The following is a 19,820-nucleotide window of genomic DNA, read 5'->3' on the forward strand; positions in this document are numbered from 1 at the left end:
CGATGCTTTTCACCCTGTTGGCCTTTGCGGTTGCGCTTGGCTCCCTGATCATCTTCCATGAACTGGGGCACTATTGGGTGGCCCGCCTGTGCGGCGTGAAAGTGTTGCGCTTCTCGGTGGGGTTCGGCAAGGTCATCCTGCGTCGCACCGACCGCCACGGCACGGAATGGGCTGTCTCGGCCCTGCCGCTGGGCGGCTACGTCAAGATGCAGGACGATCCTCCTGCTGGCGCGAGCCCGGCGGAAGTCGCGGGCGCTTTCAACAGCAAGCCCGTCGGCCAACGCATTGCCATCGTGGCCGCTGGCCCCATTTTCAACCTGATACTCGCGGTGTTCCTGTACGCCGGCCTCAACATGGCCGGCACCGAAGAGCCCGTGGCCGTCATCGCCCAGCCCGCCGCTGGCACGCCGGCGGCGCAGGCGGGCCTGCTCTCGGGCGACCACATCCTTGCCATCGACGGCGAAGAAGTCGCCTCCTGGTCGGACGCGCGCTGGCGTCTGATGGACGTCATGGCCACTGGCGGCAGCGCCCGGATCGAGGTCAAGACCCCCGCGGGCGCGGTGCAGCAGCGTGAACTGATCCTGCCGTCCAACAGCATGGACCCGGCGGGCGGCGACCCGTTGGCGGCGGCCGGCGTGCGGCTGGCCCAGCCCAAGCCCGCCGTGCGCGTCGTCAACGATGGCGGCGAAGGGCAGGCGGCCGGCTTGCGCGCAGGCGACCTGGTGCTGGCCGTGAATGGCGTGCTCACGCCGGATACCGGGGCCCTGGTCCGGCAGATCCAGGAAAGCGCCGGCAAGACCCTGGCGCTCACGCTGGCGCGCGACGGCGCCAATATTTCGCTGAACGTCACGCCGCGCGCCGAGACCGTCAACGGCCAGGTGATCGGCCGACTGGGCGTCCAGCTGGGCGGCGACATCCCCATGGTGACTGTGCGCTACGGCGTGTTAGAGAGCCTGTGGAAAGGCGCGGTCCGCACCTGGGACACGGCCTGGTTCTCCCTGCGCATGATGGGCCGCATGGTGACGGGCGACGTTTCCTGGCGCAATGTCAGCGGCCCGGTGACCATCGCGGATTACGCCGGCCAGACCGCCAGAATCGGAATTGTTGCGTATATCGCCTATATCGCCTTGATCAGCATCAGCCTGGGCGTACTAAATTTGCTGCCTATTCCCATGCTGGACGGTGGCCATCTGCTGTACTATCTCGTCGAAATTGTGCGGGGTAGCCCGCCGCCAGCAAGGTGGATCGATATCGGACAGCGCGCCGGCATAGGTTTATTGGCAAGCCTGATGGGGCTTGCGCTGTTCAATGATTTCACGCGTTTGTTCACTTGAACGCGATTTAGCATAAAATCCCCCGCCATTTGCACGACCGAGGATACTCAAGGATGTCTTTTCGCCGGATGTTTCATCACAAAAAGGGTGTACTGCCGGGTTTGATCGCCGCACTGCTGGTTCCGGCCATCGCCCACGCCTTCGACCCTTTTGTCGTGCGGGATATCCGCGTAGAGGGTATTCAACGGACTGACGCCGGCACCGTCTTCGGCTATCTCCCCGTCAAGGTGGGCGAAAAGTTCACCGAAGAAGAAGCCACCGAAGCCATCCGCCGCTTGTACGGCACCGGCTTTTTCACCGACGTGCAGATCCAGACGGACAACAACGTCGTCGTGGTGGTCGTGCAGGAACGTCCCACGATCGCGTCGGTGAACTTCAATGGCATGCGCGAGTTCGACTCCAAGGCCATTACCACCTCGCTGGCGCAAGTGGGCTTCGCCGAAGGCCGCATCTTCGACCGCTCCATGCTCGAGCGCGCCGAATACGAACTGAAGCAGCAGTACCTGTCCAAGGGCAAGTACGGCATCGAAGTGACTTCCACCGTGACCCCGCTGCCCCGCAATCGCGTGGGCGTGAGCTTCGACGTGTTCGAAGGCTCGGTCGCGCGCATCCAGGAAATCCGCTTCGTCGGCAACAAGGCCTTCTCCGAAAGCGATCTGCTCGACGAATTCAAGCTGACCACGCCGGGCTGGCTGACCTGGTACACCGATACCGACAAGTACTCGCGTGAAAAGCTCGAGGGCGACCTGGAGCGTCTGCGCTCGTTCTACCTGGATCAGGGCTATCTGGAATTTTCGGTCGAGCCGCCCCAGGTCACGATTTCGCCGGACCGCAAGGACATCCGCATCACGATTACTGTCCACGAAGGCGAGCCCTACAAGGTGCGCAGCGTGAAGCTGGCCGGCAATCTGCTGGGCCTGGACAAGGAAATCAACGCGCTGGTCGAAATCAAGCCGGAAGAGACGTTCTCGGCCGCCAAGGCCAACGGCTCGGCCAAGGCCATTACCGACTACCTGGGCGAACTGGGCTATGCCTTCGCCAACGTCAACCCGAACCCGCAGCTGGATCGCGCCAAGCATGAGGCCGACCTGACGTTCTACGTCGACCCCAGCCGCCGCGTGTACGTGCGCCGCATCCAGATCGGCGGCAATACCCGCACGCGCGACGAAGTGGTGCGCCGCGAAATGCGCCAGCAGGAAGCTGCCTGGTACGACGCCAAGGACATCAAGACCTCGCGCGACCGCGTCGACCGCCTGGGCTATTTCAGCGACGTCAACGTCAAGACCGATCCGGTTCCGGGCTCTCCCGACCAGGTCGACGTCAACGTGGACGTCAAGGAAAAGCCCACGGGCATGATCAACCTGGGCGTGGGTTACGGCTCGTCCGAAAAGGCCATTCTGTCGGCCGGTATCAGCGAAGACAACGTCTTCGGCAGCGGCACCAACCTGACCCTGCAGCTGAACACCAGCAAGACCAACCGTGCCATCGTGCTGTCGCACACCGATCCGTACTGGACCAAGGACGGCATCAGCCGCACCACGTCCGCCTACTACCGCGTGACCGAGCCCTGGAACAACAACGACGGCGACTACCGCGTCAAGGCCATGGGCCTGGGCATGAACTTCGGCGTGCCGATCTCGGAATACGACCGCATCATGTTGGGCGCGAACGTCGAGCGCAACCAGATCGACCTGTTCAACAACTCGCCGGCGGCCTATGAGAAGTTCGTCAGGGACTACGGCGACGCGACCAACTCGGTGATCTTCACCACCGGTTGGACCAAGGACACGCGCGACAGCGGCCTGGCCCCGACCAAGGGCGGCTACACCCGCCTGAAGGCTGACCTGTCTACCATCGACCTGCAGTACACGATGTTGACGGCGCAGCAGCAGTACTTCGTGCCGCTGGGCGGCTCCTATACCCTCGCCTTGAATGGCATGGTCGATTGGGGGCAGGGCTACGGCAGCAAGGATTACCCGATCATCAAGAACGTCTATGCCGGCGGTATCGGCACGGTGCGCGGCTACGAAGGCTCGTCGCTGGGTCCGCGCGATTCGAAGACGGGCGACTACCTGGGCGGCACGCGGCGCGTCATCGCCAACGCGCAGCTCTATCTGCCGTTCCCGGGCGCGTCGAAGGACCGCACGCTGCGCTGGTTCATTTTCTCGGACGCCGGCCAGGTATCGGCGGGCAGCGGCCAGAGCTGCACCGGCGGCAAGCCCGGCAGCGAGGTCGAGGATCCGTGCGGCTGGAGGTTCTCGGCCGGTATCGGCCTGTCGTGGCAGTCGCCGATGGGGCCGTTGCAGTTGTCCTACGCCCGTCCGCTCAATTCGAAGTCGGGCGACGACAAGCAGAGCTTCCAGTTCCAGATCGGAACGGGTTTCTAAGCGCGTCGTTACGCTTGAAAACAAGGGGGAGGGGCGCTCAGCCGGCTCCCTTGCTGTTTAGTGGCACAATACACACTTTGGCTTTGCCTTACTGGAAGGTGAGATTTTCATGATGTCTGATTCCGCACTTAAATCCTCGAATTCGCTGCGCGCCAAGCGCCGCGGCAAGCTGGGCGGCTCGATTGCCCTGGTAGGTGCGCTCATTCTCGGTTCGGCTGCAGCGATTCCCGCGCAGGCCCAAGGCACGAAGATCGGTTTCGTCAATACCGAGCGGATCCTGCGCGAGTCGGGTCCGGCCAAGGCAGCGCAAAGCAAGATCGAAGCCGAATTCAAGAAGCGCGACGACGAGCTCCAGCGCCTGAATAACAGCCTGCGTTCGCAAGCCGAGAAGTTCGACAAGGACGCTCCCGTTCTGTCCGAGTCCGACCGCGTCAAGCGCCAGCGCGAACTGTCCAACCTGGATACCGACCTGCAGCGCAAGCGCCGCGAGTTCCAGGAAGACTTCAACCGCCGCCGCAACGAAGAGTTCTCCGGCATCGTGACGAAGGCCAATGACGCCATCAAGCGCATCGCCGAACAGGAAAGCTACGACCTGATCATTCAGGACGCCGTCACGGTCAACCCGCGCATCGACATCACCGACAAGGTGATCCAGAGCCTGGGCAAGTAAGCAGCACCTGTCAAGCTATGCCGGTTTTACTGGATCTTGCCCGCGCGCCAACGCTGGAAACACTGTTGAGCGCCGCCAACACCCAGGGAATGGACTGGCGTATCAGTGCGGTTCCAGGTGCAGACCCCATGCGGGTCTGCGGCATCGGAACCCTGTCATCGGCGGGTCGGCAGGAAATCGCTTTCCTGGCCAACCCCCGCTACCAGAGTCAGCTAGGCGCCACGCAAGCAGGGGCGGTCATCGTCTCGCCCGACGTGGCCCAGGCTCTGGAAGCCGAAGGCCACGCCCGGCCGCCGTTCGCGCTGGTCGTCTGTCAGCATCCCTATCTGCTTTACGCCCGTTTGGCGCAGTGGTTCGACGCCGCCAGGCGCCCCGCGCTGCCCGCGTCCACGCATCCCTCCGCGGTTGTCGCCGCTGACGCCATCATCGAAGAGGGCGTGCGTATCGGCCCGAATTGCGTTGTCGAATCCGGCGCCCGCATCGGCCGCGATACCGTGCTCGGACCTGGCTGCGTCATCGGCGCCGGCTCGTCCGTTGGACCCGGCAGCCGCCTGTACGCCCATGTCACCCTGTATGACGGGGTGAAAGTGGGCGCGCGCGCGATCATCCATAGCGGCGCCGTGCTGGGCGCGGACGGCTTCGGCTTTGCGCCGGACCCGACGCTGGGCAAGGGCGCCTGGGGCAAGATTCCCCAGCTCGGCGGCGTGACCGTCGGTGACGACGTCGAGATCGGCGCCAACACCACCGTCGACCGCGGGGCGCTGGAGGACACCGTCCTGTCCGATGGCGTGAAGCTGGACAACCAGATCATGGTCGCCCACAACTGCCGGATCGGCGCGCATACCGCCGTTGCGGCTTGCGTCGGCGTGGCCGGGTCGACCACCATCGGCGAGCGCTGCACCATCGGCGGTGCGGCCATGCTGTCGGGACACCTGACGCTGGGCGACGATGTGCATATTTCCGGAGGCACAGCGGTGACCTCCAGCATTTCGAAGCCTGGCCGCTATACCGGGGTCTTCCCGTATGCGGAACATGGCGAATGGCAGCGCAACGCCGCCGTGATACAACAGTTGGCGCAGTTGCGCCGGCGCGTGCGGACGCTGGAAAAAGACTAGGGCGCATTGCCGCCCCTGGCGCGTCCGCGCCGCACGATTACTTTACTTCGCAGGAAAGCATAGAAAAATGGAACTCGACATCAAGGGGATCATGGAGAGACTGCCGCATCGTTATCCGATGCTGCTGATTGACCGCGTCGTCGAAATGGTGCCCGGCAAGTCCATCGTGGCCATCAAGAACGTCTCGATCAATGAACCGTTTTTCAACGGCCATTTCCCGCACCACCCGGTGATGCCGGGCGTGCTCATCGTGGAAGCCATGGCTCAGGCCTCCGCCCTGTTCTCGTTTACGGACGAGAACGGCGGCCTGAAGTGCGAAGGTTCCAAGACCGCGTATTACCTGGTCGGCATCGACGGCGCGCGTTTCCGCCGTCCCGTGGTGCCGGGCGACCAGTTGCGCATCGAGGTGGAAGCCGAACGCCTGAGCCGCAGCATCTGTAAGTACCAAGCGCGCGCGACGGTGGACGGCCAGGAAGTCGCCTCGGCCAAGCTGATGTGCGCGATTCGCAGCCTGGAAGAGTAAATGGCAGGAAACATTCACCCCACCGCCGTCGTTGATCCGGCGGCCAAGCTCGACCCGACCGTCGTCGTGGGTGCGTTCGCGACCATCGGTCCCAATGTGACCATCGGCGCGGGCACCGAGATCGGCCCGTACTGCATGGTGGACGGGGTGACGACCATCGGCCGCGACAACCGCTTCTACCGCTATTGCTCGGTCGGCGGCATGCCGCAGGACAAGAAGTACCAGGGCGAGCCTACGCGCCTGGAAATCGGCGACCGCAACACCTTCCGGGAATTCGTCACGCTCAACACGGGTACCGTGCAGGACGGCGGGGTCACGACGATAGCCGACGACAACTGGGTCATGGCGTACGTGCACGTGGCGCACGACTGCCACATTGGCAGCAACACCATTCTGGCCAATTCGGTGCAGCTGGGCGGCCACGTCCACGTCGGCGATTGGGCCATCGTGGGCGGCCTGACCGGTGTGCACCAGTTTGCGCGCATTGGCGCGCACAGCATGACGGGCGGCAACAGCTCCCTCATGCAGGACACGCCGCCTTTCGTGCTGGCCGCGGGCAATCCTTGCCGCCCGGTGGGCGTCAACGTCGAAGGCCTCAAGCGCCGCGGCTTCACGCCCGCCGCCATTTCGGCCCTGCGCGACGCCTACAAGCTCATTTACCGCCGAGGCCTGTCGCTGGACGCGGCGCGCGCCGAAATGCGTGCCCGCCAGCAGGCGGAGCCCGAGGTCGCCCCGCATCTGCAAACCCTGCTGGACTTCCTGGACGTCGCGAGCCGCGGCATCATCCGTCCATGAGCACGCGGATCGGCATGGTGGCCGGCGAGCCTTCGGGCGACTTGCTGGCCGGTCGCATCATTGCCGGTCTGCAAGCGCGCGACGCCGGCATCCGCTGCGAGGGCATAGGCGGGCCGCAGATGCAGGCGCGCGGCTTCGATGCCTGGCATCCCATGCACGCCTTGACCGTGTTCGGCTATGTCGACGCGCTCAAGCGCCTGCCCAGCCTGCTTGGCACCTATCGGAACGTCAAGCAGCGCTGGCTGGCGGAGCCGCCCGCCGTATTCGTCGGCATCGACGCGCCGGACTTCAACCTGCGCCTGGAGCACCAATTGCGCCAGGCAGGCACGCCCACGGTGCATTTCGTCGGACCGTCGATCTGGGCCTGGCGCTACGAGCGCATCCACAAGATCCGCGAGTCGGTGTCGCACATGCTGGTGCTGTTCCCGTTCGAGGAAGAGATCTACCGCAAGGAAGGCATTCCGGTCACTTACGTGGGTCACCCGCTGGCCGGGGCCGTGCCCATGCAGCCGGACCGCGCCGCGGCGCGCGAGCGTCTGGGCATCGATCAGAACGCCCGCGTGCTGGCGATCCTGCCGGGTAGCCGTTCGTCCGAGATCCGTCTGTTGGCGCCGCGTTTCCTGCAGGCTGCCCAGATCCTGCTGAAGAAAGATCCGGCGCTGCAATGCGTGGTGCCCATGGTCAATGACCAGCGGCGCGCGGAGTTCCAGGCCATCCTGGCCCAGTACCCCGTGCCAGGGCTGCGCTGCGTCACCGCGAACGATCTGCACGGCGAGGGCGGAGAGCGCCAGGCGCCGGTGGCGTGGACCGTCATGGAGGCCGCCACGGCGGTGCTGGTGGCCAGCGGCACCGCCACGCTGGAAACGGCTCTGTATAAGCGTCCCATGGTGATTTCCTACGTGCTGTCGCCCTGGATGCGCCGCATCATGGCCTGGAAGTCCGGCCAGCAGCGGCCCTACCTGCCCTGGGTCGGCTTGCCGAACGTGCTGCTGCGCGATTTCGCCGTGCCGGAACTGCTGCAGGACGACGCAACCCCCGAAAAGCTCGCGGAAGCGACCTGGACGTCCCTGACCGACGACGCGGGCCGGACGCGCATCGAGGCGCGCTTTACGGCTCTGCATCAGGAGCTGCTGCGCGACACGCCCGCGCTGGCCGCCCAGGCGATCCTGGAGGTGGCAGGTGGAGCAGCCTGAGCTGTTCGCGGCGCCAGAGCAGCCAGCCATGGTCACGGCGGGCGTCGACGAGGCGGGCCGCGGCCCGCTGGCGGGCGCCGTCTACGCGGCTGCCGTCATCTTGAATCCGGCGCGGCCCATCGCCGGCCTGGCGGATTCCAAGGTGCTCAAGGCGGCCACGCGCGAGGCGCTGGCGCTTGAAATCCAGGAATTCTCGCTGGCCTGGTGCATCGCCAGCGCCAGCGTCGCCGAGATCGACAGCATGAACATCCTGCGCGCCACGATGCTCGCGATGCAGCGTGCCGTGCAGGGCTTGTCCACGATGCCGCAACTGGCGCTGGTGGACGGCAACCAGGCTCCCAAGCTGGGCTGCACGGTGCAGACCGTCATCAAAGGCGATGCCCTAGTGCCCGCGATTTCCGCGGCCTCGATCCTCGCCAAGACGGCGCGCGACGCGGACCTGCTGCGTCTGCATGCCCTGTATCCCCAGTACGCCTTCGACCAGCACAAGGGCTATGGCACCGCGCTGCATCTGGAGATGCTGCGCGAGCACGGCCCCTGCGCCGAACACCGGCGCAGCTTCGCTCCCATCAAGGCCTTTAGCCTGAGCTTATGAAGCACATCAGTTCCCGCGACAATCCCGCGGTCAAGGCGCTGGCCAAGCTCGCCGTCACGGCGGGCAAGCGCGGCGCGCCGGTGCTGCTGGAGGGCGTGCACCTGTGCCAGGCCTGGCTGCAGCATCACGGCGCGCCCGATCAGGCGATCTTCGACGTGGAACGCTTGTCCCAGCCCGATATCGCGGCGCTGGCGGCCGCCGTGCCGGACCGCGACTGCCTGGCCCTGGACGCGCGCCTGATGCAGTCCCTGGCAGCCGTCGAAAGCGGGCAGGGCGTGGCTTTTCAGGTGACGCCGCCGGTCCTGGACCTGCCCGATGCCGTGGATGAGAACTGCGTGCTGTTCGACCGCATCCAGGATCCCGGCAACGTCGGCACGCTGCTGCGCACCTGCGCGGCGGCGGGCGTGAAGCGCGTCTTCCTGGCGACGGGCACCGCCGCCGCCTGGTCTCCCAAGGTGCTGCGCAGCGGCCAGGGCGCCCATTTCGCGCTGGCTATCCACGAGCATGTCGATCTGGCCGCCTTGCTGCCCCGGCTGCAGATACCGCTGGTGGCGACCGCGCTGGACGGGGCGCGCGACCTGTACGAAGGCGTGCTGCCGCAACGCTGCGCCTGGGTGTTCGGCCATGAGGGCCAGGGCGTGGCCGCGGAACTGCTTGCCGCCGCGCGCCTCAAGGTGCGCATACCGCACGACATGGCGGCGGTGGAATCGCTCAATGTAGGCGCCGCAGCCGCGATCTGCCTCTTCGAGCAGCGGCGCCAAGCCTTGCGCGGCACTCCGGGCTGAAGGCCGAGCAACCCGGCGTTTCGCCGTTTTTCCGCCGATTGAAGGCACCGTCCCCTCTTTATACTGCCGCGTTTGCCTGAACGAGGTGGCCTTGAGCCGCTCGGCCGGGCGCGACCGGATCAAGGACGGGACATGAAAAGCTGGATCAAATCGAGTCTTGCCGCGCTGGGCGTGGCGCTGTTGCTAGCCGCTTGCGCCGGCCCCCGGTATGGCGACGTGGCGGACCGCATTCCGGCGCTGGAAGCTGCCGAAGGCCGGATCTACTTCTACCAGCCCGCGACGCCCAACGGCGACAAAGTCGCGCAGCCCGCAATCCTGGTCGATGGCCGCAAGGTCGGGCGTTCCAAATCCGGCCGCTTTTTCTTCGTGGACCGCGCGCCAGGCGAGTTGGAAGTCATTACCGCCACCGACCGCAAGGAGCGCAAGGATGCACTCAAGGTCCCCTTGGCCGCGGGGCAGACCCAGTACCTGCGGGTGGATATCGCGGGCGGGCGGCAGGTCCTGCGGCTGGAGGCCTCCGCTGACGAAGCCCTGCAGGCCATGAAGGACCTGCGTTATTGGGGCGCAGGCCGGCGCGAGCGCGAGCCGCTGCGCTACGAGTAAAATTACAATATGTATGTTTTAGATTTATATATATACCTGTTCGCACCGGGCCGTAGCGTTGATGGCCTGCGAGGCAGGCAAACCGGAGAAGACGGAATGAAGCGCAGGTTCAAGTTGGTGGCTGCCGCCGTGCTGGGCGCGGCCCTGTTGGCGGGTTGCAGCGGTCCTCGGTACAAGGAGGTTGCCAGTTCCATTCCCATGATGGTGCCGGAAACGGGCCGCATCTACTTTTACCAGCCGCCGGCGCCGGTTGGCGTGGTGTCGGCCCAGCCGTACCTGCGCGTGAACGGCCTGAAGGTCGGCCGCTCCAAGCCGGGTAGCTTCTTCTATGTGAACCGGCCTGCTGGCCAGTACGTGGTCGACACTTTGCGCGACGACGAGAAACTGTCGTTCACGCTGGCCCCGGGCCAGACCCGCTACGTGCGCTTGAGCATCGAAGGCGTAAGTGGCAATTCGTCCAACATGGGCCGCCAGGACATGCGCCTGGAAGAGTCGGAGGCAACCGCCCAGCGGGAAATGGGGCCGCTGCAATATTGGGGCGCCGGGTCGCGCGAGCGCGTCAAGCTGCGCCCCTGATCTGGGCCATGTTTTAAAGGAGGGCGCGCCATCGGCGCGCCCTTGCCATTTTCAGCCCCGGTCCAGACCCACTTCCTGCAACACCGTCGTGGCGATTTCCTCGATCGATTTGGTGGTGCTGGACAGCCAGGAAATGCCCTCCCGGCGCATCATGCGCTCGGCCTCGGCCACTTCGTAGCGGCACTGTTCCAACTGCGCATAGCGGCTGTTGGGGCGGCGCTCGTTGCGGACTTCGGCCAGGCGTTCGGGCTGGATCGACAGGCCGAACAGCTTGCCACGGTGCGGGGCGATGGTCGAGGGCAGGGTGCCGCGCTCGAAATCGTCCGGCGTGAGTGGGAAGTTGGCCGCCTTGATGGCGTACTGCATGGCCAGGTACAGGCTGGTGGGCGTCTTGCCGCAGCGGGACACGCCGACCAGGATCACGTCCGCCTGGTCCAGCTGGTTCACGAACTGGCCGTCGTCGTGCGCCAGGCTGAAATTGATGGCGTCGATGCGGTTGCGGTACTTTTCCGAATTGGCCTGCATGTGCGAGCGGCCGATGGAGTGGCTGGATTTGAGGCCCAGGGCCTGCTCGATATGGCTGACGAAGGTGCCGAACAGATCCAGGAAAACGCCGTTCGCCTGGCGAACGCGCGCCAGGATGTCGGGATTGACCAGGGTGCTGAAGACGATCGGAGGAACGCCGGCCTCCAGGGCGCTGCGGTCGATCCGCATGGCCACTTCCGCAGCCTTTTCCAGCGTGTCGACAAAAGGCAGGCGGACAGGCTTGAAATTGACCTCTTCAAACTGCGAAAGCACTGACTGGCTGAAGGTTTCTGCGGTGATGCCGGTACTGTCGGAAACGATGTATACCGTGCGTACGATCGGGGTAGATGTCATGTGTAAAAAATTCCAACCAGGCAGATAGCCGGATGCACTCCACCGAGTACAATCAGGCCCCTATAAGTCACCCCAAGGGCGGTCCAAGGCCAGTTTGGTCAGCGCGTAAATTGGAGCTGCGATCCAGCTTCCTGATGCATTGACCAAACTCGCTTTCATTCCATTGTAAAAGGTGACTTCAATGTCGTATGTTGTTTTGTTCGAGCAGCTCCGCATGACGGATGTGGACTCGGTAGGAGGCAAGAACGCATCACTAGGCGAAATGATCAGCCAGCTGTCTGGCGCGGGCGTCCGCGTACCGGGCGGCTTTGCCACGACCGCTGACGCCTTTCGCGACTTCCTCAAGGCCTCCGGCCTGGACAAGCGCATCGCCGAACGCCTGACCACGCTGAACCCCGAAGACGTGCGCGAACTGGCCAACGCCGGCTCGCAGATCCGCCAATGGATCATCGACGCGCCGTTCTCGTCCGAATTCGAATCGCAGATCCGTACCGCCTTTGCCAAGCTCGACGCTGACGGCAAGGGCTCGTTCGCCGTGCGCTCCTCCGCCACCGCCGAAGACCTGCCCGACGCCTCGTTCGCCGGCCAGCAGGAAACCTTCCTCAACGTCGTCGGCATCGATGACGTGCTGGACAAGATCCGCCACGTGTTCGCGTCGCTGTACAACGACCGTGCCATTTCCTATCGCGTGCACAAGGGCTACGCTCACGCCGACGTCGCGCTGTCGGCCGGCATCCAACGCATGGTGCGCTCCGACAAGGGCAGCGCCGGCGTCATGTTCACCATCGACACGGAATCCGGCTTCCAGGACGTGGTGTTCATCACCTCGTCCTATGGCTTGGGCGAAACCGTGGTGCAGGGCGCGGTCAATCCCGACGAGTTCTACGTCTTCAAGCCGACGCTGGCCCAGGGCCACTATCCGATCGTGGGCCGCCGCATCGGCTCCAAGCTGATCAAGATGGAGTTCGACCCCGAGCGCCCCGAAGGCCGCGCCGTGCGCACGGTCGACGTGCCGGTGTCCGAGCGCAACCGCTACTCGCTGACCGACGACGAGGTCAACGAACTGGCCCGCTACGCCGTCATCATCGAGAAGCACTACCAGCGCCCGATGGACATCGAGTGGGGCCGTGACGGCATCGACGGCAAGATCTACATCCTGCAGGCGCGCCCGGAAACGGTGAAGTCGCAGCAGGGCGTCAACGACGTGCAGCAGCGCTATCGCCTGAAGGCCACCGGCCAGGTCCTGATCACCGGCCGCGCGATCGGCCAGAAGATCGGCGCGGGTCCGGTGCGCGTGGTCGGCGACATCTCCGACATGGACAAGGTCCAGCCGGGCGACGTGCTGGTCACCGACATGACGGATCCCAACTGGGAACCCGTGATGAAGCGCGCCTCCGCCATCGTCACCAACCGCGGCGGCCGCACCTGCCACGCGGCGATCATCGCGCGCGAGCTGGGCATTCCGGCGGTCGTGGGCTGCGGCAACGCGACCGACCTGCTGAAGGAAGGCCAGGCCGTGACCGTGTCTTGCGCCGAGGGCGACGAAGGCCGCATCTATGACGGCCTGATCGAAACCGAAGTGGAAGAAGTGCGCCGCGGCGACATGCCCCCCATCGATCTGAAGATCATGATGAACGTGGGCAACCCGCAACTGGCCTTCGACTTCGCCCAGATCCCGAACGGCGGCGTGGGCCTGGCGCGCCTGGAATTCATCATCAATAACAACATCGGCATCCACCCCAAGGCGGTGCTTGACTACCCGAACGTCGACGGCGAACTGAAGAAGGCCGTGGAATCGGCCGCCCGCGGCCATGCCAGCCCGCGCGCCTTCTTCGTCGAGAAGATGGCCGAAGGCGTGGCGACCATCGCGGCCGCTTTCTACCCCAAGCCCGTCATCGTGCGCATGTCGGACTTCAAGTCCAACGAGTACCGCAAGCTGGTCGGCGGTTCGCGCTACGAGCCCGAGGAAGAGAACCCCATGCTGGGCTTCCGCGGCGCGTCGCGCTACATCGCCGAGGACTTCGCCGAGTGCTTCCGCATGGAATGCGAAGCGCTGAAGAAGGTGCGCGATGAAATGGGCCTGACCAACGTCGAAATCATGGTGCCTTTCGTGCGCACCCTGGGCCAGGCGTCCAAGGTGGTGGACCTGCTCGCCAAGCACGGCCTGGCGCGCGGCGAGAACGGCCTGAAGCTCATTATGATGTGCGAAGTGCCGTCCAACGCCATCCTGGCCGACGAGTTCCTGCAGTACTTCGACGGCTTCTCGATCGGCTCGAACGACATGACCCAGCTGACGCTGGGCCTGGACCGCGATTCCGGCATGGAGTTGCTGGCTGCCGACTTCGACGAACGCGACGAGGCCGTGAAATTCATGCTGCGCCGCGCGATCAAGGCTTGCCTGGCCGCCAACAAGTACGTGGGCATCTGCGGCCAAGGCCCCAGCGACCACCCGGACTTCGCGCAATGGCTGAAGGACGAGGGCATCCTGTCGATGTCGCTCAACCCGGATACCGTTGTCGATACCTGGCAGCGCCTCGCCAAGAACTGATCGGCTTGCTGATGTGAAAACCCCGCGTTCGAGAGGACGCGGGGTTTTTTTATTCGGGTTTTTGCTGGCTCATATGGGGCTTGGCAAGCCCGAGTCCGGGTAGGACAATCTTTGCCATTACCGGCTTGCGCAGTCCGCCGGATCCGTAAATGCTGAATTTGGCCGTGGCAATGCCACGAAAAGGGGAAAGCATGAAAACGGCATCTGTAGTTGCTGCGCTTTGCCTGGGAGCGTCGCTGCTGGGGGACTCTGCCTTGGCAGCCGATGTTTCAGGGGGCGCGACCATCGTGCCCATTGCTGGCGGCCTGCCGACGGGATCTTTCGATATCAAGACCGATGCGGCGTCAATCTTCCTGGAGCGTGCCGTCCTGTTCAAGGAAAACGGATGGTTCACCAAGGACAAAGAGGTGGCCATTACGGCGAAGATGAGCATAAATTCCAGGAAACGGAATAGTTCATCCACGACGCTGACCATTAGCCGCGTCTACAAATTCGACGTTAAGACCTATGACGATGGACGGGTCGAAATCCCGATCAAGAGTCTCCCTCTGTTGGATACTTTCAACTTGAGCGGGGAAGATTATCTGGTGACCAGTATCGTGATGGATCTCTTTCTCAGCAAGAAAAAGGAAAAGACCGATTTCACCAAGACGCTGGAAACCGTTATTGAGGTCAGCAAGAGAATCCCCATTCCTGTCAATCCGTACGCGGAGTACGCATCTGTCTTCGGCGATTCATTCAGTCAAGTCGTCGAGCGCGCAATTCAGGAGGGAGCGGATACGGTGCCGTTCGCGAGTTTCGGGTTGCGCTTTCTGCAGGGAAGCACATCCGCTGCCTATACTGAAAAGCCGGGTATTCATGCCATCGTGATTGCGGGCAAGGCGCAGGAGCCGGGGGTGCTGCCGCTGGAAAAACTCGACGGCAAGAGCCTGGCTTACGACGAGATCGCCGGATTGTCCTACGCAGGAAATCGGGTCAAGAACAATCACATCATCGTCAGGGTCACGGCCAGCACCGACCCCTGGAAATCCCTGGCGTCTTCCAAAGACACATTGGAACGGCTGTATGCCGAAGGCAAAGGCGCGCTCGATTTTTCGAAAGCGCAGGGCATATCGGCACCGAACCTGGCGGCGATCATCAAGCGCCAGGACGCGTCGGACACTTTCATACTGTCCTCGGCCGAGACGGCGCAGTTTGAATCCGCGATCAAGGAATTCAACAACATTCGTGCATCTTCGGTGTTTCAGTTTTGACGACTGTCGCCAAGGATGCCGAGGGCGCTGGCAGGCTTCATGCCGCCAGCGCTTCGCGCGCAATCAGTTCGCGCTTGCGGTCTATGCCCCAGCGGTAGCCGGCCAGCGAGCCGTCGGTGCGGACCACGCGGTGGCAGGGAATGGCCAGCGCGATGTTGTTGGTGGCGCAGGCGCGCGCCACGGCGCGCACGGCGCGCGGCGAGCCTATGCGTTCGGCGATGTCGGTGTAGGTGGCGGTCTCGCCCACGGGGATCTCGCGCAGCGCTTGCCACACTTGCCGCTGGAAGGCCGTGCCACGCACGTCCAGCGGCAGGTCCAGGCCGCGCGAGGGGTCTTCGACGAAGCCGACCACGGCCGCGACCCAGCCTTCGAATTGCGCGTCGGCGCCGATCAGGCGGGCGGCCTTGAAGCGGTCCTGCAGGTTGCGCACCAGTTGCTCGGGATCTTCATGCAGGGCGATCTCGCAGATGCCGGTGTCGCTGGCCGCCACCAGCAGCGCGCCCAGCGAGCATTGCGCCACCGCGAAGCGGATTTCCACGCCCTGGCCGTTCTTGCGGAAGGCGGTGGGCGTCATGCCCAGGATGGCGGGGGCGGCTTCGTAGAAGCGGCCGCTGGAATTGAAGCCCGCGTCATACATGGCGTCCGTGACGCTGGCGCTTTGCTTGAGCTGCTGCCGGGTACGGCCGGCGCGCAGGGCGTCGGCGTAGGCCTTGGGGGTGATGCCGGTGGCCGCCTTGAAGACGCGGTGGAAATGGAAGCGGCTCATGCCGGCCTGCTCGGCCAACGTGGACAGATCCGGCGGCTGCTCGGCTTCCAGGGCGCGGCAGGCGCGTTCGATGGCGGCGGCGTGCTGTTTGCTCAGGGCGGCGGCTTGGTTCATGGAAAAGCTCCTGTTGCGCGTGGATTTGCGCGCTTGGACTTATCGTCTCAAAAGCCTGCCGCCGCCGCACTCCGTATATTGCGCGGCGGCCGCGCGGGGCGGCTACGCGGGCGCGTAGGCGTCGAGGAAGCGCCGCAACAGGCCGCCGGCCACGGGAGTGGCGCGGACATTGGCGGACAGCCCCGGGACGTCCAGGTTTTCAGCCGCGTAGCGGCGGCCGAAGCGTTCCAGGTGGGCGCGGATGAAGTCGGGACCGAATTCGGGATGGAACTGGGTCGAGAACACGTTGCGGCCGATGCGGATCATCTGGTGCTCGTCCAGGTCCGAGCGCGCCAGTACGGCGGCGCCGGGGGGCGGTTGCAGCACGGTCTGCGCGTGCAGCATCTGGGCGGGAAAGGTGGGCGGCAGTCCCGCCAGCAGCTTGTCGCCGGCGGCGGGCGGCAGCAGTTCGACCGTCTGGGTGCCGACCTCGCGTCCGGCGGGGTTGTAGCCGACCTTGCCGCCCAGCGCGTAGGCCAGGAGCTGGTGGCCGTAGCACACGCCGAACATGGGCAGGCCGGCCGCGGCGGCTTCGCGCAGCCAGGCGGCGGTGTCCTCGCTCCAGGGTTCCTTGTCGGTCACCATGGCGGGCGAGCCCGTGATCAGGGCGGCGCGATAGCGGGCGGGGGCCTGCGGCCGCTTGCCTTCGTGCACGGGCACGATTTCCATGGCCTCGGCGCTCAGGCCGGCGGCCTGCGCGAGTTGTTCGGCATAGCCGCCGAACTGGCTTTTGAGCGTATCGTCCGGATCGCCGGTGTGCAGGATCAGGACGGGTAGAGCGGAGGGTATTGCAGCGGTCATTGGAGGCTTGTGCGTAAAGGATGCGGGCGCCGGGTTCCACAGGGATTTCCACCGCCAGCGCACATCATAATCCAGCGCTCCGGTCCGCGACTCAAGCGCCTTTCCCGTTCCGTCCCGGAAATACGTACAATTCCGCTCACATACTCATCCTTTCGGGCGAACAAAGACTATGTGGATCTGGCTGGGACTGGCCGCGCTGGCCCTGATCGGGGAACTGGCGACGGGGACTTTCTATCTGCTGCTGGTGGCCCTGGGCCTGGCGGCAGGCGGCGTGGCCGCATGGTTGGGCGCGGGCCTGGAGTGGCAACTGGTGGGCTGCGGCATCGTGCTGCTGCTGGGCCTGCTGGTCCTGCGCAAGACGCGCGTGCTGAAAAAGCGCGAGGTCGATTCCGCCCGCAATGCCGATGTGAACCTGGACATCGGCCAGACCGTGTCGGTCGAGGCCTGGTCCGACCAGGGCACCGCGCGCGTCTGGTACCGCGGCGCGCACTGGCAGGCGGAGCTGGCCCAGGGCCAGGCGCCGGTGGCTGGCGAACAAACCATCATCGAAATGCGCGGCTCGATTCTGGTGCTGGCCCCCAGGGGCACGCCGGGTTCGGCCTGATCAGCGCCGACCCGCCGCGGGCGGGGCCGGCAGCGGGCGTCCGTGTTTTCGGGCTATTCCCGCGAGTGTATTTACCAGAAGGAGAGGCTCCGAATCATGATGATCGATACATCCACCATCGTCCTGCTTGTCATCGTCGCGTTGGCGATACTGATAGTCATCAAGGCCATCGCCATCGTGCCCCAGCAGCACGCCTGGGTGGTCGAGCGCCTGGGCAAGTTCGACCGGGTCTTGTCGCCCGGCGCGGGCTTTGTCATCCCGTTCATCGAGCGCGTGTCGTACAAGCATTCGCTCAAGGAAATTCCGCTGGACGTGCCCAGCCAGGTCTGCATCACGCGTGACAACACGCAGCTGCAGGTCGACGGCGTGCTGTACTTCCAGGTGACCGACCCGATGCGCGCCTCCTACGGTTCGTCGAACTACATCTCGGCCATCACGCAGCTGGCGCAGACGACCCTGCGTTCGGTCATCGGCAAGATGGAGCTGGACCGCACCTTCGAAGAGCGCGATTCCATCAACAGCAACATCGTCGCTTCGCTGGACGAGGCGGCGCTGAACTGGGGCGTGAAGGTGCTGCGCTACGAGATCAAGGACTTGACCCCGCCCAACGAGATCTTGCGTTCGATGCAGGCCCAGATCACCGCCGAGCGTGAAAAACGCGCCCTGATCGCGGCCTCCGAAGGCCGCCGCCAGGAGCAGATCAACATCGCCACCGGCGAGCGCGAAGCCGCGATTGCCCGTTCCGAAGGCGAAAAGCAGGCGCAGATCAACCAGGCGCAGGGCGAGGCCGCTGCGGTGTTGGCGATTGCCGAGGCCACCGCCAAGGCCATCACCCAGGTGGCCGACGCCGTGCGCCAGCCCGGCGGCATGGAAGCCGTGAACCTGAAGGTCGCCGAGCGCTACGTCGAGGCGTTCGGCAACGTCGCCAAGGAAGGCAACACGCTGATTCTGCCGGCGAACCTGGCGGATGTGGGCGGCATGATTGCTTCCGCCATGACCATCGTGAAGTCCACCCGCAACAGCTGATAACCGCGTCTGGCGGCGCCTGGCGATGATCGCTCCCGTGAACTTGCTTTTGATAGCGGCATTGGCGGGAGTGCTTGCGCTGTGCGTGCTGGGGTCCCTGGCCCGCAGCGGCATGGCGGGCATCAAGGAGGCGATACGCGCCAACCTGCTGACGCTGGCAGCGTTCGGGCTCTATGCCTTCCAGGTCACCGAGGCGCCGTTGTGGGTGTCGGTGATCGCCAGCAATACCGCCGTGGTCCTGGCGCTATGCGCGTACTACACGGGATTGCGCCGGCTGGTGGGCCTTACCGTGCCCAGGCGCCTCATGGCGCTGGCTTCCAGCGCAACGTTGCTGGTGCTGGCGTTCTACACCTACATCGAACCCGAGGTCGGACCTCGCATGGTGGTCATGTCCGGGCTGATGTTCGGGTTCATGGCGGCCATCGCCATGACGGTCAAGCGCGGCATGCCGATGAACCGGTCCCGCTACAGCTACCATTTCGTGCGCGTGGTGGCGCTGGTGTCCGCGGCGGTGTGCGCGGCGCGCGCCGCCGTCTACCTGTTCGATATCGCGACGGCGCAGGCCCTGCTGCAGCCCACGGCGTGGAACATCGCGTTCATGACGCTGGGCGTGCTGACGATGCCATGCCTGACCCTGGGCACCATCATGATCATCCACGACCGGATGCTGGCGGACCGCGAACAGGAGGCCAGCACGGATTTCCTGACGGGCCTGATGTCGCGCAAGGCGTGGTGGCTGCAGGCCGAGCGCTATTGCGCCCAGGCCTTGCGCACGCGGCGGCCGCTGACGCTGCTGTTGCTGGACATCGACTATTTCAAACGCATCAATGATACTCACGGCCATGCGGCCGGCGACGCGGTGCTGCGGCATTTCGGCCTGCTGGCCACCGCCACGCTGCGCACCGGCGACCACGTCGGGCGGGTCGGCGGCGAGGAATTCGCGGTGCTGTTTCCCGACATGCGCAGCGATGCGGTGATGGACGTGGCGGAGCGCCTGCTGGATTCGGTGCGGCGCACGCCCTGTGCGCACGGTGGCAGCACTATTTCCTATACCTTCAGCGCCGGCGTGGCGGACTGGATGCCCGGGGAGAGCCTGCAGGCATTTTTCGAACGTGCCGACCGCAAGCTGTATGCGGCCAAGGCTGCAGGGCGCAACCGCATCACGGGCCCGGGGCAGGAGGCTGAGCGCCAGCCGTTGCCCGAGGCCGCCTGAA

The 19,820-nt window shown here is 64.9% G+C and carries 19 protein-coding genes; 16 read left to right on the plus strand and 3 right to left on the minus strand.

The genetic code is table 11. The features are described from left to right. Positions 1-2: 2 nt before the first annotated feature. From rseP to AC3WOB_RS28085, 11 genes are all read left to right on the plus strand, one after another. On the plus strand, positions 3-1,334 hold the full coding sequence (gene rseP, locus AC3WOB_RS28035; RefSeq protein WP_013393445.1) for an RIP metalloprotease RseP: 1,332 nt from the start codon (positions 3-5) through the stop codon (positions 1,332-1,334). Between the two features lie 53 nt (positions 1,335-1,387). Beyond that, positions 1,388-3,721: an outer membrane protein assembly factor BamA gene (gene bamA, locus AC3WOB_RS28040; protein ID WP_013393446.1), complete on the plus strand. Its 2,334-nt coding sequence runs from the start codon at positions 1,388-1,390 to the stop codon at positions 3,719-3,721. 109 nt (positions 3,722-3,830) lie between these two features. After that, positions 3,831-4,391, plus strand: coding sequence for an OmpH/Skp family outer membrane protein (locus tag AC3WOB_RS28045; RefSeq protein ID WP_013393447.1), 561 nt, complete (start codon positions 3,831-3,833; stop codon positions 4,389-4,391). A gap of 17 nt (positions 4,392-4,408) precedes the next feature. After that, positions 4,409-5,506, plus strand: coding sequence for a UDP-3-O-(3-hydroxymyristoyl)glucosamine N-acyltransferase (gene lpxD / locus AC3WOB_RS28050; RefSeq protein WP_013393448.1), 1,098 nt, complete (start codon positions 4,409-4,411; stop codon positions 5,504-5,506). 67 nt (positions 5,507-5,573) lie between these two features. Beyond that, on the plus strand, positions 5,574-6,029 hold the full coding sequence (gene fabZ / locus AC3WOB_RS28055) for a 3-hydroxyacyl-ACP dehydratase FabZ (protein ID WP_008167730.1): 456 nt from the start codon (positions 5,574-5,576) through the stop codon (positions 6,027-6,029). Then, positions 6,030-6,824: an acyl-ACP--UDP-N-acetylglucosamine O-acyltransferase gene (gene lpxA, locus AC3WOB_RS28060; protein ID WP_013393449.1), complete on the plus strand. Its 795-nt coding sequence runs from the start codon at positions 6,030-6,032 to the stop codon at positions 6,822-6,824. It abuts the gene before it with no gap. Next, positions 6,821-8,017: a lipid-A-disaccharide synthase gene (gene lpxB, locus AC3WOB_RS28065; RefSeq protein ID WP_013393450.1), complete on the plus strand. Its 1,197-nt coding sequence runs from the start codon at positions 6,821-6,823 to the stop codon at positions 8,015-8,017. The genes lpxA and lpxB overlap by 4 nt, the downstream gene beginning before the upstream one ends. Then, positions 8,004-8,612, plus strand: a complete 609-nt coding sequence (gene rnhB / locus AC3WOB_RS28070) for a ribonuclease HII (RefSeq protein ID WP_013393451.1) — start codon at positions 8,004-8,006, stop codon at positions 8,610-8,612. Before lpxB ends, rnhB begins: the two co-directional genes overlap by 14 nt. Further along, positions 8,609-9,397, plus strand: a complete 789-nt coding sequence (locus AC3WOB_RS28075) for a TrmH family RNA methyltransferase (RefSeq protein ID WP_013393452.1) — start codon at positions 8,609-8,611, stop codon at positions 9,395-9,397. The genes rnhB and AC3WOB_RS28075 overlap by 4 nt, the downstream gene beginning before the upstream one ends. A 132-nt stretch (positions 9,398-9,529) precedes the next feature. Then, positions 9,530-10,000 carry a DUF2846 domain-containing protein gene (locus tag AC3WOB_RS28080; RefSeq protein ID WP_013393453.1) on the plus strand — a complete coding sequence of 157 codons (471 nt, stop codon included), beginning with the start codon at positions 9,530-9,532 and terminating at the stop codon, positions 9,998-10,000. A 96-nt stretch (positions 10,001-10,096) separates the two neighbouring features. Next, a complete protein-coding gene (locus AC3WOB_RS28085; RefSeq protein ID WP_013393454.1) occupies positions 10,097-10,576 on the plus strand; it encodes a DUF2846 domain-containing protein in 480 nt (159 codons plus the stop codon). Positions 10,577-10,627: 51 nt separating this feature from the next. Here AC3WOB_RS28085 and ppsR read toward each other — a convergent pair whose 3' ends face one another. After that, positions 10,628-11,455, minus strand: coding sequence for a posphoenolpyruvate synthetase regulatory kinase/phosphorylase PpsR (gene ppsR, locus AC3WOB_RS28090; RefSeq protein ID WP_013393455.1), 828 nt, complete (start codon positions 11,453-11,455; stop codon positions 10,628-10,630). A 181-nt stretch (positions 11,456-11,636) separates the two neighbouring features. On the opposite strand from ppsR, the gene ppsA reads away from it, so the two are divergent. Together ppsA and AC3WOB_RS28100 are read left to right on the plus strand one after the other, a co-directional pair. Then, positions 11,637-14,003: a phosphoenolpyruvate synthase gene (ppsA, locus tag AC3WOB_RS28095; protein WP_013393456.1), complete on the plus strand. Its 2,367-nt coding sequence runs from the start codon at positions 11,637-11,639 to the stop codon at positions 14,001-14,003. 149 nt (positions 14,004-14,152) lie between these two features. Next, the gene (locus AC3WOB_RS28100) at positions 14,153-15,256 is read left to right on the plus strand and encodes a hypothetical protein (RefSeq protein WP_492276860.1); all 1,104 of its coding nucleotides are present in this window, start codon (positions 14,153-14,155) and stop codon (positions 15,254-15,256) included. A gap of 37 nt (positions 15,257-15,293) precedes the next feature. Here the strand turns inward: AC3WOB_RS28100 and AC3WOB_RS28105 are convergent, their stop codons facing one another. Together AC3WOB_RS28105 and AC3WOB_RS28110 are read right to left on the minus strand one after the other, a co-directional pair. Next, a complete protein-coding gene (locus AC3WOB_RS28105) occupies positions 15,294-16,136 on the minus strand; it encodes a bifunctional transcriptional activator/DNA repair enzyme AdaA (RefSeq protein WP_013393458.1) in 843 nt (280 codons plus the stop codon). 102 nt (positions 16,137-16,238) lie between these two features. After that, positions 16,239-16,976, minus strand: a complete 738-nt coding sequence (locus AC3WOB_RS28110) for a glutamine amidotransferase (protein WP_013393459.1) — start codon at positions 16,974-16,976, stop codon at positions 16,239-16,241. 169 nt (positions 16,977-17,145) lie between these two features. Here AC3WOB_RS28110 and AC3WOB_RS28115 point away from each other — a divergent pair, with 169 nt between their 5' ends. The 3 genes from AC3WOB_RS28115 (at position 17,146) to AC3WOB_RS28125 (ending at position 19,819) form a co-directional block, all read left to right on the plus strand. Continuing rightward, positions 17,146-17,580, plus strand: a complete 435-nt coding sequence (locus AC3WOB_RS28115) for an NfeD family protein (protein WP_013393460.1) — start codon at positions 17,146-17,148, stop codon at positions 17,578-17,580. A 99-nt stretch (positions 17,581-17,679) separates the two neighbouring features. Then, positions 17,680-18,606, plus strand: a complete 927-nt coding sequence (locus tag AC3WOB_RS28120) for an SPFH domain-containing protein (RefSeq protein WP_041655510.1) — start codon at positions 17,680-17,682, stop codon at positions 18,604-18,606. Between the two features lie 25 nt (positions 18,607-18,631). Then, positions 18,632-19,819, plus strand: a complete 1,188-nt coding sequence (locus AC3WOB_RS28125; RefSeq protein ID WP_013393462.1) for a GGDEF domain-containing protein — start codon at positions 18,632-18,634, stop codon at positions 19,817-19,819. Position 19,820 lies beyond the last annotated feature (1 nt).

This window comes from Achromobacter sp. FW305-C-30-7 (genome assembly GCF_058783105.1).